Annotated in this window: 13 protein-coding genes; 2 read left to right on the forward strand and 11 right to left on the reverse strand. The window is 39.5% G+C overall.

The window, feature by feature from the left end:
- Positions 1–238: 238 nt before the first annotated feature.
- The 8 genes from QMA00_RS14570 to thrS form a co-directional block, all read right to left on the reverse strand.
- Positions 239–1795 carry a SulP family inorganic anion transporter gene (locus QMA00_RS14570; RefSeq protein WP_008110467.1) on the reverse strand — a complete coding sequence of 519 codons (1557 nt, stop codon included), beginning with the start codon at positions 1793–1795 and terminating at the stop codon, positions 239–241.
- A gap of 114 nt (positions 1796–1909) precedes the next feature.
- Complete coding sequence (locus QMA00_RS14575) at positions 1910–2368, reverse strand: Lrp/AsnC family transcriptional regulator (protein WP_008110469.1); 459 nt, start codon at positions 2366–2368, stop codon at positions 1910–1912.
- Between the two features lie 84 nt (positions 2369–2452).
- Complete coding sequence (locus QMA00_RS14580) at positions 2453–3094, reverse strand: MBL fold metallo-hydrolase (protein WP_076921085.1); 642 nt, start codon at positions 3092–3094, stop codon at positions 2453–2455.
- Position 3095: 1 nt separating this feature from the next.
- Complete coding sequence (locus tag QMA00_RS14585; RefSeq protein ID WP_076921084.1) at positions 3096–4913, reverse strand: M14 family metallopeptidase; 1818 nt, start codon at positions 4911–4913, stop codon at positions 3096–3098.
- Between the two features lie 287 nt (positions 4914–5200).
- The gene (gene rplT, locus QMA00_RS14590; protein ID WP_008110477.1) at positions 5201–5563 is read right to left on the reverse strand and encodes a 50S ribosomal protein L20; all 363 of its coding nucleotides are present in this window, start codon (positions 5561–5563) and stop codon (positions 5201–5203) included.
- A 15-nt stretch (positions 5564–5578) separates the two neighbouring features.
- Positions 5579–5779 carry a 50S ribosomal protein L35 gene (rpmI, locus tag QMA00_RS14595; RefSeq protein ID WP_004587840.1) on the reverse strand — a complete coding sequence of 67 codons (201 nt, stop codon included), beginning with the start codon at positions 5777–5779 and terminating at the stop codon, positions 5579–5581.
- Positions 5780–5991: 212 nt separating this feature from the next.
- A complete protein-coding gene (gene infC, locus QMA00_RS14600) occupies positions 5992–6552 on the reverse strand; it encodes a translation initiation factor IF-3 (protein WP_008466946.1) in 561 nt (186 codons plus the stop codon).
- 59 nt (positions 6553–6611) lie between these two features.
- Positions 6612–8522 carry a threonine--tRNA ligase gene (gene thrS, locus QMA00_RS14605; RefSeq protein ID WP_008466944.1) on the reverse strand — a complete coding sequence of 637 codons (1911 nt, stop codon included), beginning with the start codon at positions 8520–8522 and terminating at the stop codon, positions 6612–6614.
- 374 nt (positions 8523–8896) lie between these two features.
- On the opposite strand from thrS, the gene QMA00_RS14610 reads away from it, so the two are divergent.
- Both QMA00_RS14610 and QMA00_RS14615 read left to right on the forward strand, forming a co-directional pair.
- Positions 8897–9343, forward strand: a complete 447-nt coding sequence (locus QMA00_RS14610) for a DUF3010 family protein (protein WP_008110482.1) — start codon at positions 8897–8899, stop codon at positions 9341–9343.
- Positions 9344–9513: 170 nt separating this feature from the next.
- Complete coding sequence (locus QMA00_RS14615) at positions 9514–11247, forward strand: AMP-binding protein (protein WP_076921082.1); 1734 nt, start codon at positions 9514–9516, stop codon at positions 11245–11247.
- A 45-nt stretch (positions 11248–11292) separates the two neighbouring features.
- Here QMA00_RS14615 and QMA00_RS14620 read toward each other — a convergent pair whose 3' ends face one another.
- From QMA00_RS14620 to QMA00_RS14630, 3 genes are all read right to left on the reverse strand, one after another.
- The gene (locus tag QMA00_RS14620; RefSeq protein WP_076921080.1) at positions 11293–12399 is read right to left on the reverse strand and encodes a diguanylate cyclase; all 1107 of its coding nucleotides are present in this window, start codon (positions 12397–12399) and stop codon (positions 11293–11295) included.
- Positions 12400–12579: 180 nt separating this feature from the next.
- On the reverse strand, positions 12580–13932 hold the full coding sequence (gdhA, locus tag QMA00_RS14625) for an NADP-specific glutamate dehydrogenase (protein ID WP_076921078.1): 1353 nt from the start codon (positions 13930–13932) through the stop codon (positions 12580–12582).
- 402 nt (positions 13933–14334) lie between these two features.
- Positions 14335–14808 carry a DUF1456 family protein gene (locus QMA00_RS14630; RefSeq protein WP_076921076.1) on the reverse strand — a complete coding sequence of 158 codons (474 nt, stop codon included), beginning with the start codon at positions 14806–14808 and terminating at the stop codon, positions 14335–14337.
- Positions 14809–14901 lie beyond the last annotated feature (93 nt).

Genomic DNA, 14901 nt, shown 5'->3' on the forward strand with positions numbered 1-14901 from the left:
CTGGAAATCTCTGGCTAGAGAAAAATAAACATAAATATCATTTTTGATTCAATACATTAGTAAATCTCTTAACCAGAGTTCAGGTTAAATAAATACAGGATGGATGTTCAGTTCTGGTTTAGTTGTTACGTTGAACAGGCTAAAACTCGTGTTGCAATTACCCCTTGCGGATGGTTTAAAGCGCATAAAAAAAGCGAAAGAAATCCACCTTTCGCTTATCAATGTTTACTTTTATTTTTTAAGCAAGCTTATCTGAAGCAACTTTATAAGTCGGATCTTCAATTACGTTCACTTCAACTAAGTCACGTGCTTTATGAAGTAGTTCTGTACAGTCTTTACTTAAGTGACGCAAGTGCAGCTTTTTACCCGCTTTATTGTATTTGTCAGCTAAGCTGTCGATGGCCTCAATCGCACTATGATCCGCAACGCGACTGTATTTAAACTCAACAATCACATCTTTAGGGTCATTCTTAACATCAAATAAATCAGCAAAGTTTTTAACCGAACCAAAAAATAAAGGCCCATGTAGCTCGTACACTTTTGAACCTTCTTTATCAATATAGTTAGTTGTGTAAATATGTTTTGCATGCTGCCATGCAAACACTAACGCAGAGACAATAACACCTACACACACCGCAATCGCAAGGTCGGTAATAACCGTTACACCCGAAACTAATACAATTACAAAAGCATCAGATAAAGGGACGCGTTTCATCATTTTGAAACTCGCCCATTCAAACGTACCCAGCACCACCATAAACATAACCCCAACTAATGCCGCCAGTGGAATCATTTCGATTAAGCTTGAAGCGAAGATAATAAATGCAAGTAACATCAATGCTGCACTAATACCTGATAAACGCGAACGCCCACCTGAATTAATGTTGATCATAGACTGGCCAATCATGGCACATCCACCCATTGCACCAAAGAAACCACATGTGACGTTGGCCGCACCTTGGCCAATACATTCTTTATTAGAATGGCCACGGGTTTCTGTAATTTCGTCAATCAAGCTTAGCGTTAACAGCGATTCAATTAAGCCAATTGCTGCAAGAATAAGCGCATATGGAAAGATAATTTGTAGTGTTTCTAGGTTAAAAGGGACCATAGGAATATGAAACTGTGGTAAGCCACCGGCAATGGTTGCAGCTTCATTTCCTGTCATGCCTTTTAAGAAATCAAGTACTGTACGCGCTTCTAAATCAAGACCAATCACTAAACCCGTTACAGTAACAATAGCAACCAGTGATGAAGGCACTGCGGTCGTTAATTTTGGTAAAAAGTGAATAATTGCCATCGTTAGCGCCACTAAACCTAACATGATGTAAAGCGCACTGCCCGTCATCCACATTTGGCCGCCGGCACCATCAGGCACTTTAAACTGTCCAAGCTGGGCTAAAAATATAACAATCGCTAAACCGTTAACGAAACCGAGCATAACAGGATGCGGAACCATACGAATAAATTTACCAAGCTTAAATACCCCAGCCAATATTTGTAGTAGTCCCATCAGCAACACAGTGGCAAATAGGTATTCCACTCCGTGATCAAGTACTAAACTTACCATCACAACCGCTAATGCACCGGTTGCCCCCGAAATCATACCCGGACGACCACCAAAAATAGCCGTAATTAAGCCCACAATAAATGCGGCGTATAAACCAACAAGAGGTTCTACATTTGCAACAAAGGCAAATGCAACAGCTTCTGGGATCAAGGCAAGTGCCACTGTCAATCCAGAGAGAATATCGTTTTTAGCAGAGCTTGGCGCTCTGCTGAGCAAGTTAAACATTGAGTTCCTCAGTTTTATTTCGCTAACAAAAAAAGCGCTAGATTTTATCAAATTAGCGCTCATTTCACAATTATAGTTAATTCAGCCTGTGTGTTTTTAGCTGCTTAGTAAAGTTTAAAGTGGCAGTGCCGTGCTTCGTTTAACACACGTCATGGTCACATTAGAATGAACCTCTTGTACATATTCTAAGCTAAGCAAGTTATCGCGTACAAAGTGCTCATAACCTTCTATGCCTTGAGAAATAATACGCAACATAAAGTCCATAGTGCCAGCCATGGTGTAACATTCAGTCACTTCATCATAGCTAAGTATTAATTTTTCAAACTCAGCTAAATTCTTTTTACCATGGTTTGATAAACGTACATGGGCGTAAACCAACATATCAAAGCCCAGCTTTTTTTCATCAAGCAATGCGACTTTACTTTTGATGTAGCCATCTTGTTCTAATTTAGCAATACGACGCCAACAAGGAGACTGAGAAAGTCCGACTTTGTCTGCAATCTCAGCAGTTGATAAACTTGCATCTTGTTGTAAAAGTGCCAATATTTGGCGATCTACGTGATTTAGAGACATTTTATTTCTTATTTATCTAATAAATTGGTTAAATTATACAGCCTTTTTAAAAACCAGTCTGCTTATTTTTAACAAATATGCACATCAACCAAACTGGCCACTTACAAATGGGTTAGTAGCCTGTTCATGAGCAACATGGGTGTTGTCACCATGGCCACTTAAAATTGCAGTGTTCGGTGGTAATGTCATGATATGGTGCATTATAGAGTCGATTAGCTGCTTGCTGTCGCCTTTAGGAAAGTCGGTACGCCCTATTGAACCTTTGAAAATAACATCCCCGACGATAACCGTATTGTGTGCTTGTTGATAAAACACAACATGCCCTGGCGTATGCCCTGGGCAATGAAGTACTTTAAATTCAAGCTGCCCAACCTTGATACTATCACCATGGGCTAACCATTCATCAGGATAGAAGGAGTTGATCGGTTTAAAGCCAAACATAGTGGCTTGCATCGGTAAATTGTCGAACCAAAAACGTTCATTCTCATGAGGCCCAATCATCTTTACCTTGTGTTGCTCGCGTAAATTATGCGCAGCGCCTACATGATCTAAATGCCCATGGGTTAACCAAATCGCTGCTAATGATAAATTATGCTGCTTAAGTGATGCATTAATTTTTTCAGCATCACCGCCAGGGTCGACCACGACAGCTTGCTGGGTTTGTTCACATACTATAATGCGGCAATTTTGCATAAACGGGGTTACGGGAATAGTGATTATTTTCATCTTATATTTCTTTATCTTTTTGTGCTGGAATAACTATATTCTCTTCGTATGACATTAAAACTGGGTATTGCAAATAAGCTTGATCATAAAATGGGCTATGCTCATATAACCAATTTAAACGTGCTTCAGCGTTCTTAGCAAAGTCTTTATCCTGGTTTACTTTTTTATCAAATTCTTGGGCTAATTTGGGGTCATCAGCAAGCATTTTTTCAGCAAACGGTATCAAAGCATAATTTTCCATATATTCAGTGCGCTGAAAAATAGTATTAAACTCCCCCCAAGCAAAAAATGAATCTGGTGCTTCAGGATGTAGCAAGTGAACAGCTAACTCTCCTGCCTTTTGCTGCGTACTCACTTCAAACCAACCATCTAAATCCACATTTGTAGCTGGTACATAATCAAAACTAGCCGACACTCTAAAACGCCCTTCAAATGGCGCTTTATCAAAACTATATTGCGCTACTTTTGCCATTTTTAATGGCTGAGTGTTGGCACCACTGAGCTTATTAACTGACACCCCATGCAGGGCTAATTTCTCAATAATATCGGTGTAAACAGGTGGAATAAAAAATGATTTTGGTACTTCAACCGTGTGCTGCACCTCTTTTTGCCAAAAAATAGGCAGCTTGTCATAATCCTGTTTTTTACCCAAATAGCTTACTTCTTGTTGATTTGACAATGGGCTCAGGCTTTTAGAATAAGCAATACCTTTAAACGCGATATGATCAGGCTGCTCAGAATAACCACGCTTAACAATTAATTGCTTAGGAACAAATTCTTGTTCTTTTTTTACTGCATTAGCGAGTTTATCTTTATGCGCTGATAATGCTTCAATAGCACCATCTATAAACACATAAGTCCCTAACACGCGTTGTTTGTATGGCTTTAAAGAATGGTTTTCAACTAAAATGGTAGGCAATGACTTTAAATCACCCCACCCGTTTGAAAAACGAGGCGTCGCCACCCAACCTGCTAAACCTGATTTAAATTCTTGCTTATCCATAACAAACACTAAAGGGCCCGGAATATGGCCTTGCTCAGTGAGGGTTTGATCAATCATTGGTTTAAAATAACGGTTAAGCGCATCTGAAATGGCAGGCGACTCGCTAGCAAATACTGGGTTATAGCCATAGGTTACATCGTATTGGTAATCAGCCCCATCAGTCACGTGTACGTCAATATACAAATTCGGATTATAATCATTAATTACTTGAAGGACGCTTTTAACCTCTGGCGTATCAAGCTTAGTATAATCACGATTTAAATTAAGATTATTTGCGTTTGTTCTAAAACCCATTTTGACAGGGCCACGCTGATTAATACGATTAAACGCACTACTACGCTCGTGACCATCAACGTTTAATATTGGGATAAATAAAATGTTTACCTTTTTTAATATATCGCGTCGTTTACCCGTAGCAATATCTCTAAGCAGCATAAACATCGCATCTTTACCATCAATCTCACCAGCGTGAATACCAGCCTGAATAAGCACGGTTGGTTTGGTGCTATTGGCCGTTTGCCCCGCATTAAAAAAACCTTGTTCGCTGGCAATCAACATTTTTATTGCTCGTTTACTATTACTATAGCCAATCGTTTTTGATTTAAATTGAGTGGGATTCGCCGCCACTAATCTATCAACAAATGCCATGGTATTAGCATAATTGGGAGACGAGACTCCTGCAGAAATTTCAAAGTCTGTGGTTAAGGGTCCCTGTTGTTGCAATAGTGAGATACTACTACCTTCCCATGGTAATAATGGCGGTAAATGATTGCTATTTGCCATACTTGCAGATAAAACCAATAAACTTATAAACATATACTTCTCTAACAAACCCATTAATTAAGAAAAATTATAGCAATTAAACTTTTCTAGTTGCCAAAACTGCGGTGGTTCAACAAAAAAATACAGCCAACGGCATTTTTAGTTGCAGCCCAGCCACGCTATCAACATCTACTGAATAAAAAGGGCTAATAAGTACCTAAAAAAACGAACACACAACGGTAATAAATAAAGGAAAAAGCCTACAAGCGCATAAAAAAGATAATAAATTACAGGCACAAAAAAAGGAGCCATGGGCTCCTTTTCATTACTTATACAAAAACTTAAGCTGCCGCTAGGCCTTCTTTTGCTTTTGCTACAAGCGCTGCGAATGCAACTTGGTCGTAAACAGCGATATCTGCAAGGATCTTACGATCGATTTCTACAGATGTCTTTTTAAGACCATTGATAAAACGGCTGTAAGACAGACCATTTTGACGTGAAGCAGCATTGATACGTGCAATCCATAGTTGACGGAAAGTACGTTTCTTAGCACGGCGGTCACGGTAAGCGTATTGACCCGCTTTAGTAACAGCCTGGAAAGCTACGCGGTAAACACGTGAACGTGCTCCGTAGTAACCTTTCGCTTGTTTTAAAACTTTTTTGTGACGTGCACGTGCGACAACGCCGCGTTTAACTCTTGCCATTTCTAAAAACCCCTATTAAGCGAATGGTAACATACGTGAAACTAGACCATGGTCATTTTTATGAACCATCATCTTAGGACGTAGGTGTAACTTACGCTTAGAAGTTTTCTTAGTCAGAATGTGACGAAGATGCGCTTGTTTACGCTTGAAACCGCCAGAAGCAGTCTTTTTGAAACGCTTAGCTGCGCCTCTGTGACTTTTTAGCTTGTAAGCCATTGCAATAACTCCAATTGTATTGCTTTAAAATTAGTAAGAAGGCGTGAGATATATTGCTGTAGCTCCACTTTAAAGGCCTAACTTACTGCTATGTTCCGGTGAAAACCCGATATAAATACCGCAATTTTACTTTAAAACCGGTTAACTCAGGTGGACACTTTCGCATCACTTGCAAACCTGAGCTAAATTCGGTGCGTATTATCGCCTAATTATTACTTTTTAGCAACCGGCGCCATCATCATAACCATTTGACGGCCTTCAACACGATTTGGGAAAGATTCAACAACTGCTAATTCTTCTAAATCGGTTTTAATACGGTTTAATAATTCGATACCAATTTCTTGGTGAGCCATTTCACGACCACGGAAGCGGATAGTTATCTTAGCTTTATCGCCAGCTTCTAAGAACTTACGTAAGTTGCGTAGCTTAACCTGATAGTCACCTTCATCCGTACCTGGACGGAATTTGATTTCTTTAATCTGGATCTGCTTTTGCTTCTTCTTCTGCTCTTTTAGTTCTTTGCTTTTTTCAAAGATGAACTTACCGTAATCCATAACCTTACAAACAGGCGGCTCAGCATTTGGACTGATCTCTACAAGATCAACACCCGCTGCATCAGCCATAGCTTGCGCGTCTTTTAATGACTGAATTCCAGCTTGTTCGCCGTCGATGTCGATTAAACGAACTTCTTGCGCTGTAATTTCTTCGTTAATACGATTTTTTTGAGCTGTTTGTTGCCCTTTCTTGCCGCCTCTAATAGTACGTTCCTCCAAGAATATCAATAATATAAGCGTGTAGCTGGCTATTTTTGCTTGCCCTACACGCTCGATTTTTACTGTCGATTTTTGATTTCTTCACTGATTTTAGCTACAAAATCATCGACATTAAATTTGCCTAGATCTTCACCTGTGCGAGTTCGTACTGCTACTTCTTGTTGCTCAACTTCTTTGTCGCCAACAACCAGTAAGTAAGGAATACGCTTAAGTGTATGCTCACGGATTTTAAAGCCAATCTTCTCATTTCTCAAGTCAGCAGCGGCTCTAATTCCAAGTTTATTTAATTTTTGTACAATTTCCTGAACATACGGTGCTTGTTTATCGGTGATATTCATAATCACCACTTGCTTAGGCGCAAGCCACGTTGGGAATAAACCAGCATACTCTTCTGTTAAAATACCGATAAAGCGCTCAATAGACCCTAATATAGCGCGGTGTATCATAACAGGTGTACGTCGTTCGTTATTTTCAGCCACATATGTTGCGCCTAAACGACCAGGTAATGCAAAGTCTAGTTGCACTGTACCACACTGCCACGCTCTGTCTAAGCAATCGTACAAAGTAAATTCAATTTTAGGTCCGTAAAAGGCACCTTCACCTGGTAGGTAATCAAATTCAATGTCATTTGCTTTAAGGGCATCAGCAAGTGCAAGCTCAGCTTTGTCCCACATTTCATCTTCGCCGATACGTTGTTCTGGACGAGTTGAAAGTTTAACTACAATTTTTTCAAAGCCGAATGTTTCATACGTATCGTAAACCATTTTAATACAGGCCGATACTTCATCCATGATTTGTTCTTCAGTACAGAATACATGCGCATCATCTTGGGTAAAGCCACGCACACGCATTAAGCCATGAAGCGCGCCTGATGGCTCGTTACGGTGACAACAACCAAACTCAGCCATACGCAGTGGTAAATCACGGTATGATTTTAAACCCTGGTTAAATATTTGTACGTGACCTGGACAGTTCATTGGCTTAATTGCGTATTCACGCTTTTCAGATTCCGTAGTAAACATGGCTTCTGAATATTTTTCCCAGTGACCTGATTTTTCCCATAACGAACGATCCATCATCATTGGACCTTTTACTTCTTCGTATTGGTACTCACGTAATTTTTCACGCACAAACTCTTCTAACTCGCGGTAAATGCTCCAACCATCGTTGTGCCAAAATACCATGCCTGGCGCTTCTTCTTGCCAGTGCCATAAATCAAGTGCTTTACCAATACGACGGTGATCGCGCTTTTCAGCTTCTTCTAAACGCTTTAAATACGCTTTAAGTTGCTTTTTATCGCCCCACGCTGTGCCGTAAATACGTTGCAGCATTTTATTTTCAGAATCACCGCGCCAATATGCACCCGCTACCTTCATAATTTTGAAGTTTTGGCAGAATTTCATATTAGGAACGTGTGGTCCACGACACATATCTACATATTCTTCGTGGTGGTATAAACCTGGGCGATCATCTTGAGCAATATTTTCGTCAAGAATTTCTATTTTGTATGTTTCGCCACGCGCCGCAAAAGTATCGCGTGCTTCTTGCCAGCTAACGGTTTTTTTCACTACATCGTAGTTTGTTTTTGCAAGCTGTAACATACGCTTTTCAATAGCATCAAGATCATCTTGAGATAACGAATGTTCCATATCGATATCATAGTAAAAACCGTTATCAATAGTAGGACCAATCGCCATTTTAGCGTCTGGGAAAAGTTGCTTAACAGCATGACCAATTAGGTGGGCACAAGAATGGCGAATAATTTCTAAACCATCGTCATCTTTTGCTGTAATAATTTCAAGACGAGAGTCGGCTGAAATTAAATCACATGCATCCACGCGTTCGCCATTCACACGACCAGCAATGGTTGCTTTAGCAAGACCAGGGCCTATATCGTTTGCAACATCAAGCGTGCTTACAGGGTTTTCAAAACTACGCTGACTACCGTCAGGGAGAGTAATAACTGGCATTATAAATCCTTACATACAGTGGTGACACCTACAATGTATCACGTGTATTTTTTAATTAATTAAATGAGAATGACTCGACAACGCTTTTACGAATAAGCATTGACTATTTTTCGCCGACAAAGGCTAATGTAGGTGCTGAGTCTGCTCAACTACAAAAAAGATATTGTCGCGTGCTGCAGCGTTAATTACAAGTTTTAAGCTATTAAAAACCACGCAAATTTAGCATAAATGTGCAATTAATAACTTTTCTTCAGTCAGGTAATCTCAAATTAACGTTAAACACGATATTAAAGCAGCACGTAAACTGCTTAAACTCGCATTTTAATGCGTGTTGCGTATAATAACCGGTAATTAAGTTATAGTAGAGATTAACAATGAGAACATGTGGTGTAGAAATTACCGGTAGTGATGTACTACTTTGTATTTTAAGTAAAGATAACGACGTTTTTGATATTCGTGACGTGCGCCAAACACGCTTTACCTTAGGTAACGGTAACGACACTGAAGTAATGCGTAAATTTCAATTTGATTTTGCAAAACTAATGCAAGATTATCAAATTGATTCTGTTGCCATTCGCGAACGCCAGCCTAAAGGTAAATTTGCAGGCAGCGCTAAAGGGTTTAAAATGGAAACAGCTATCCAATTAATCGACAACCTCGATGTTCGCGTGTTTTCAACTACTGAAATAAAAGAGCAAGTAAAACGTAACCCGATCCCTATCGCGTTCGAAGACACCGGTCTTAAAAAATATCAAGAAAATGCATTCGTTAATGCTTACGTTTATATCATGAAAAAAACCTACCGCAGCGACGAAATGTAAATTAATTCCCCTTTTTGTAGAAACGCGTAATAGCTCAATATTACGCGTTTTTTTATGCTTAAATTTTCCAAATACAAGTGTAAGACATTAGTCTAACCCCCTTCCCTTTGTCGACAATTCGTGTTTATTTAAACAGCAGGCCTCTCAAAAATAAAAACATGGAGTATGTCATGAAAGCGACACAAAAAGTGATAAAAGAAGTAGAGCAAATAAACACTATACCGCTATCAAGCAGCTATTTTAAAGGAATTCAGAGCACACCATTAGTAGAACAAACCATAGGCGATTACTTTGACGCCATTGTCGACAATAACCCAGACGCTCTGGCCGTAGTCGTTGCCCATCAAAATATACGTTTAAGCTATAAGCAATTTCAACAGCAGATTAATCAACTTGCTATGGGGTTACTGGCTTTAGGGGTAAAACCTGGTGAACGGGTCGGTATTTGGTCACCGAACAATATACAGTGGTGCTTAACACAATTTGCCACCGCTAAAATAGGTGCCATTATGGTATGCATTAACCCAGCTTACCGCCCTAGTGAACTGCAATATGCACTAAACAGTGTGGAATGCTCTACGCTTATAACCGCCACTGAATTTAAAGGCAGCCACTATATTAATATGCTGCAAAGTTTAGCGCCTGAGCTTAGCGGTTGTAACAAAGGTGAGTTAACCGCAGTCAAATTACCCACTTTAAAAAATGTAATTTGTATTGGTGATGAACCCGTCGATGGGATGTTTTCCTTTAATGAGGTTATGAGCATGCCCACCGATGCACATAAATTAGAACTACAAGCGGTGGCCAAAACCCTCGATTGCAATCAAGATATCAATATTCAATTTACCTCTGGCACCACCGGAAACCCTAAAGGGGCTACGTTGACGCATAAAAATATATTGAATAATGCGCTTTTTGTCGCACAAGCTATGCACTTTACTGAGCGCGATAAGCTCTGTATTCCTGTTCCGCTATATCACTGCTTTGGCATGGTATTAGGCAGTCTATTGTGTGTCAGTAAAGGGGCCGCTGCAATTTATCCAAGTGATTCTTTTGATCCAAAAACTACATTAGAGGTGGTACAACAAGAAAAGTGCACCGGACTTCATGGCGTGCCTACCATGTTTATAAGCGAGTTAGAGCTTAATAACTTTAACGAGTATGACTTAAGTACACTGCGAACGGGTGTTATGGCAGGCTCAACCTGTCCTGAACAGGTGATGCGTAAAGTACAAACACTCATGAATATGAATCAGGTGGTAATTGCCTATGGGCAAACAGAATGCAGCCCAATTAATAACATTACCGAAACCGACTCTTCTATTGAGCGTCAAGTCACTACGGTTGGCCGAGCGCTTGCACACACCGAAGTAAAAATTATTGATGAGGTTGGTGAAATTCAAAAAATCGGGCAGCCTGGTGAAGTATGTAGTCGTGGGGCCGGCATTATGCGTTGCTACTGGAATGATGAAGAGAAAACCAAAGCCACTATCGACAATGAAGGCTGGCTGCACTCGGGCGATTTAGGGGTAATGGACAGTGAGGGCTTTGTCAGCATTGTTGGCAGAATTAAAGACATGATCATTCGTGGCGGAGAGAACATTTATCCACGCGAAATTGAAGAAGTGCTTTACACCTTCCCCGGTATACAAGATGCCGCTATTTTTGGTATTAGTGATGAAAAATTCGGTGAAGAAGTATGTGCTTGGATCCAACCCAAAGAAGGTGAAGTACTAGATGAGCATGCAATTCGATTATTTTTAAAGGACAAACTCGCCTACTTTAAACAACCTAAATACATTCGCTTTGTTGAAAATTACCCGATGACGGTAACCGGCAAATTGCAAAAATTTAAAATGCGTGAACAAATGCAAGAAGAGCTCGCCGAATCTGCATTTTCGTAATCCGATTCAATGCGAAGCACTATCAGCTTAGTGCTTTGCATTGTCTTACTCAATTTCAGGTTGTTTAGGGTCAACAAAGTCAGTAATACTTATATTTCGTCCTGCATTTTTAGCTTTATAAACCCCTACATCAGCTGTTGCCAACAATGATTTAATTGAAGGTCTATATGTCGTGTATTTATCAATTGCAATACCAGCAGAGACAGTAATACGGTTAAAGGGTGAATACTGATGTGCAATCGGGTCGGCTGCAAAGCGTTTAGGTAAGTCACTCAACCAATCTAACTCATTTGCCTGTAATATTTTTACCAATATAAATTCTTCACCACCAAAACGCACCACAATATCAGCGTCACAATGTTTTAGTCGGTTTGCGACTGCTATTAGTACGTTGTCTCCCTCTAAGTGGCCGTAGTTATCGTTATAATTTTTAAAATAGTCGACATCAATCATGGCTAACCCTAAATATTGTGATGGCGCTAACTTGTTAATTAATGCTTTACAGCGTCTATCAAAACTATGCCGATTATGCATACCTGTTAATTGATCGGTATTGGCTTTTTCAGTTTCAAATAATTCCGCTTTATATTGCTTTCTTAATAGGATATCTAGTTGATATTGCACTATGGCCAGTACAATAACTATGCTGAAATAAAAATAAAGTGTCCACGCAATCGAAGTAGAAGAAAAAAGCTCAATAAATATCAGGGCAATGCCAATTATTGACCATAAAACCAGTTTATGTCCTAAGTGCAGCATCGGTATGGCTATAAATGCAGCAGCGACAAGCATAGGTCCACCCTCTTTTAATTCACTATAGCGTTGCACATATACCCAGAAGAAATAACTAAATAAAAAACAAAATAAAACCGCATAACTGAAAAAGCGCGAATGCAAGTACTCTGAACTTAGTGTTTTATTTATAATAATGAGGACTATCGATAACAACACCATAGTTACGCGTAAAATTGTTATGGTTGAATTGGCAGGCTCTTGTTGATTAAGCCAAGACATAAAAATAAAAGACAATAAAAACAGTGTTACTAGATAGAGTGATGCATCAGCAAGACGCATTGAGCTTTTATTGAGTTGATTTTGGAAGTTGTGCTCTGTTGCACTTGAAAAATAAAAAATTGAGGGAATAAGACGCACCTGCACTCTCCTGAATAAGCTCACTTATCCTTATCCACACTATAGTTTATTGTTATTAATTAGCGAGTTAAATTTACCTTATTAAATAATATTATACATTACTTTTGCTATATCCTGAACAATCCCTATTCAGGGTATAACGAATAAAAGTAGAGAGTTAATTAAATAGCCGAGGCGCTACTATACAACGCCTTGTTCAATCATTGCATCGGCTACACGTCTAAATCCAGCGATATTAGCGCCTAGTAGTAGGTTGCCGGGTTGATCAAACTCTTTTGCGGTATCGCTTGCTGTTGTGAAAATATCTTTCATTATTTGTTTGAGCTTTTCATCTACTTGCTCAAATGTCCAGCTTTGCATACTGGCATTTTGTGCCATTTCTAATTGGCTCGTTGCCACCCCACCTGCATTTGCTGCTTTGCCAGGTCCATAAGCAATTTTTGCTTCTATGAAACAATCAATCGCTTCTTTGGTTGAAGGCATATTTGCTCCTTCACTGACTAAAGTACAGCCATTTTCAAGTAGTGCTTTTGCATCCGCTTGGGTTAATTCATTTTGTGTAGCACAAGGAAAAGCCGCATCCGCACTGTAACGCCATACAGCATGACCATCCTGAGGGTACTCATCGCGAGGCGTATACTTTGCCTGAGGGTGAGTATCTAGGTAGTCACTCAAACACCCTCGTGATTGCTCTTTTAATTGCTTAATGAGTTTTAAGTCAATGCCACTCTCATCGTACAAAGTGCCTTTTGAGTCACTACAGGTGATAGGCGTAGCCCCTAATTGATATAATTTTTCCATGGCATAAATTGCCACATTGCCAGAGCCTGAAATTAAACAGCGTTTTCCTGATAAGCTGTCATCACGATCTTCAAGCATATAGTTAGCAAAATACACTGCGCCATAACCCGTTGCTTCTTTGCGAGCAAGCGATCCGCCCCAAAGTAAACTTTTACCGGTTAGTACGCCTTCATAGCGCCCTGTTAAGCGTTTGTATTGGCCAAACATATAACCAATTTCTCGTGCCCCTACACCAATATCCCCTGCAGGTACATCGGTAGTCGGGCCAATATGACGATATAACTCGGTCATAAACGATTGGCAAAAACGCATTATCTCGCCATCAGAGCGTCCTTTAGGATCAAAATTAGCGCCTCCTTTGCCGCCGCCTATAGGCAAACCAGTCAGTGCATTTTTAAAAATTTGTTCAAAGCCTAAAAATTTTATGATGCTGGCATTTACACTTGAATGAAAACGTAAGCCGCCTTTGTAAGGGCCAAGCGCCGAATTAAATTCGATACGGTAGCCTTTATTAACTTGAATATTGCCCTCGTCATCAACCCAAGGCACGCGAAACATTAACTGACGCTCTGGCTCTACCATTCTTTGAATAATTGCTTGTTGTTGGTAATGACTGGTTTGCGCAAATACAGGCTCTAGCGAGTCTAGCACTTCTTCTACTGCCTGATAAAACTCACATTGCGCAGGACTCGTCTGCTTTAATTGCGCAATTGTTCTGTGTATATAATTCATATTTATTCTTCCATGTGGGTATTTTTAAATTCGAAACAGGAAAAATGATCAACGTTATTGTTAGTAGAGAAATTGATTATGCGATCATTATTTTTACACTTTAACATCATAGATAAACTGGATGCACGTGTTTGATGTTGAATTAAATTGTTGTTTCTTTTGTATAAAAACCCGTTAAAAACGAATTTATATGCTAAAAACACCAATTTAAATGAATAACACGTTAAAAGTATTAAAAAAATAGTAAAACAAAATACGACTCTACGTTTTTACGAGAGCGACAACATAAAATGCTTTATAAGACTGAAGTTGTAGAAGGATAAGACTAATAATAGCGTAGATTTTAGTGAGTTCGTTTAAGAGGTTTAAATGGAGGTTGCTAATCAACCTCTATAAAATGCATTAAGCTTTTTCGCCATCTGGGCGAAAAGTACGCTGCACACCAGTTAAAAATAAACGTAAAACTTGATCGTTACACACACGGTAATGTTTGTTTTCAACTTTACGTGAAAATGCACTGAGCTCATGCTTACTTAAATCAAAATCAACTAAGGCTAGTGTGGCCATCACGTCTTCTGCTTTCATATTTAAAGCAATACGTAATTTCATAAAAATAATATTATTGTTTAATTTAGTCTCTGGGATTGGCTGCTCACCGTCATGTTTACCGCGCTTAGTGTTTATAAAGCCATTTAAAAATACCGCAAATTCGGTGTCACTTATTGGGGTGTAACCTTGCTCGCCCTCTTTAGTTAACCATGCAATCACCTGCTCAGTGCTGACGCTGTGCTCTGCAGCGGAGAACACGTCAACCATTGCTAAATCGGTTAAATCGAAGGTGTAGCGAATACGGCGTAAAATATCGTTATGTGTCAAAGTAAATCCCGGGTAAATAAGTGCTCAGCAAACAAAAGCTGTTTAATAGCGGCGCAGTTTATCAGAGTTACACGTAGCGCCCTATTAAATACT

It is taken from the genome of Pseudoalteromonas sp. APC 3694, assembly GCF_030407565.1.
In the GTDB taxonomy this organism is placed as follows: Bacteria; Pseudomonadota; Gammaproteobacteria; order Enterobacterales; family Alteromonadaceae; genus Pseudoalteromonas; species Pseudoalteromonas tetraodonis.

Bases quoted from the DNA above. Each gene is read 5' to 3' on its own strand.
- QMA00_RS14585 (WP_076921084.1), bottom strand. From the start codon at position 4,913: ATGTTTATAAGTTTATTGGTTTTATCTGCAAGTATGGCAAATAGCAAT.
- QMA00_RS14575 (WP_008110469.1), bottom strand. From the start codon at position 2,368: ATGTCTCTAAATCACGTAGATCGCCAAATATTGGCACTTTTACAACAA.
- QMA00_RS14580 (WP_076921085.1), bottom strand. From the start codon at position 3,094: ATGAAAATAATCACTATTCCCGTAACCCCGTTTATGCAAAATTGCCGC.
- QMA00_RS14570 (WP_008110467.1), bottom strand. From the start codon at position 1,795: ATGTTTAACTTGCTCAGCAGAGCGCCAAGCTCTGCTAAAAACGATATT.
- rpmI (WP_004587840.1), bottom strand. From the start codon at position 5,779: ATGGCTTACAAGCTAAAAAGTCACAGAGGCGCAGCTAAGCGTTTCAAA.
- gdhA (WP_076921078.1), bottom strand. From the start codon at position 13,932: ATGAATTATATACACAGAACAATTGCGCAATTAAAGCAGACGAGTCCT.
- thrS (WP_008466944.1), bottom strand. From the start codon at position 8,522: ATGCCAGTTATTACTCTCCCTGACGGTAGTCAGCGTAGTTTTGAAAAC.
- rplT (WP_008110477.1), bottom strand. From the start codon at position 5,563: ATGGCAAGAGTTAAACGCGGCGTTGTCGCACGTGCACGTCACAAAAAA.
- QMA00_RS14615 (WP_076921082.1), top strand. From the start codon at position 9,514: ATGAAAGCGACACAAAAAGTGATAAAAGAAGTAGAGCAAATAAACACT.
- QMA00_RS14610 (WP_008110482.1), top strand. From the start codon at position 8,897: ATGAGAACATGTGGTGTAGAAATTACCGGTAGTGATGTACTACTTTGT.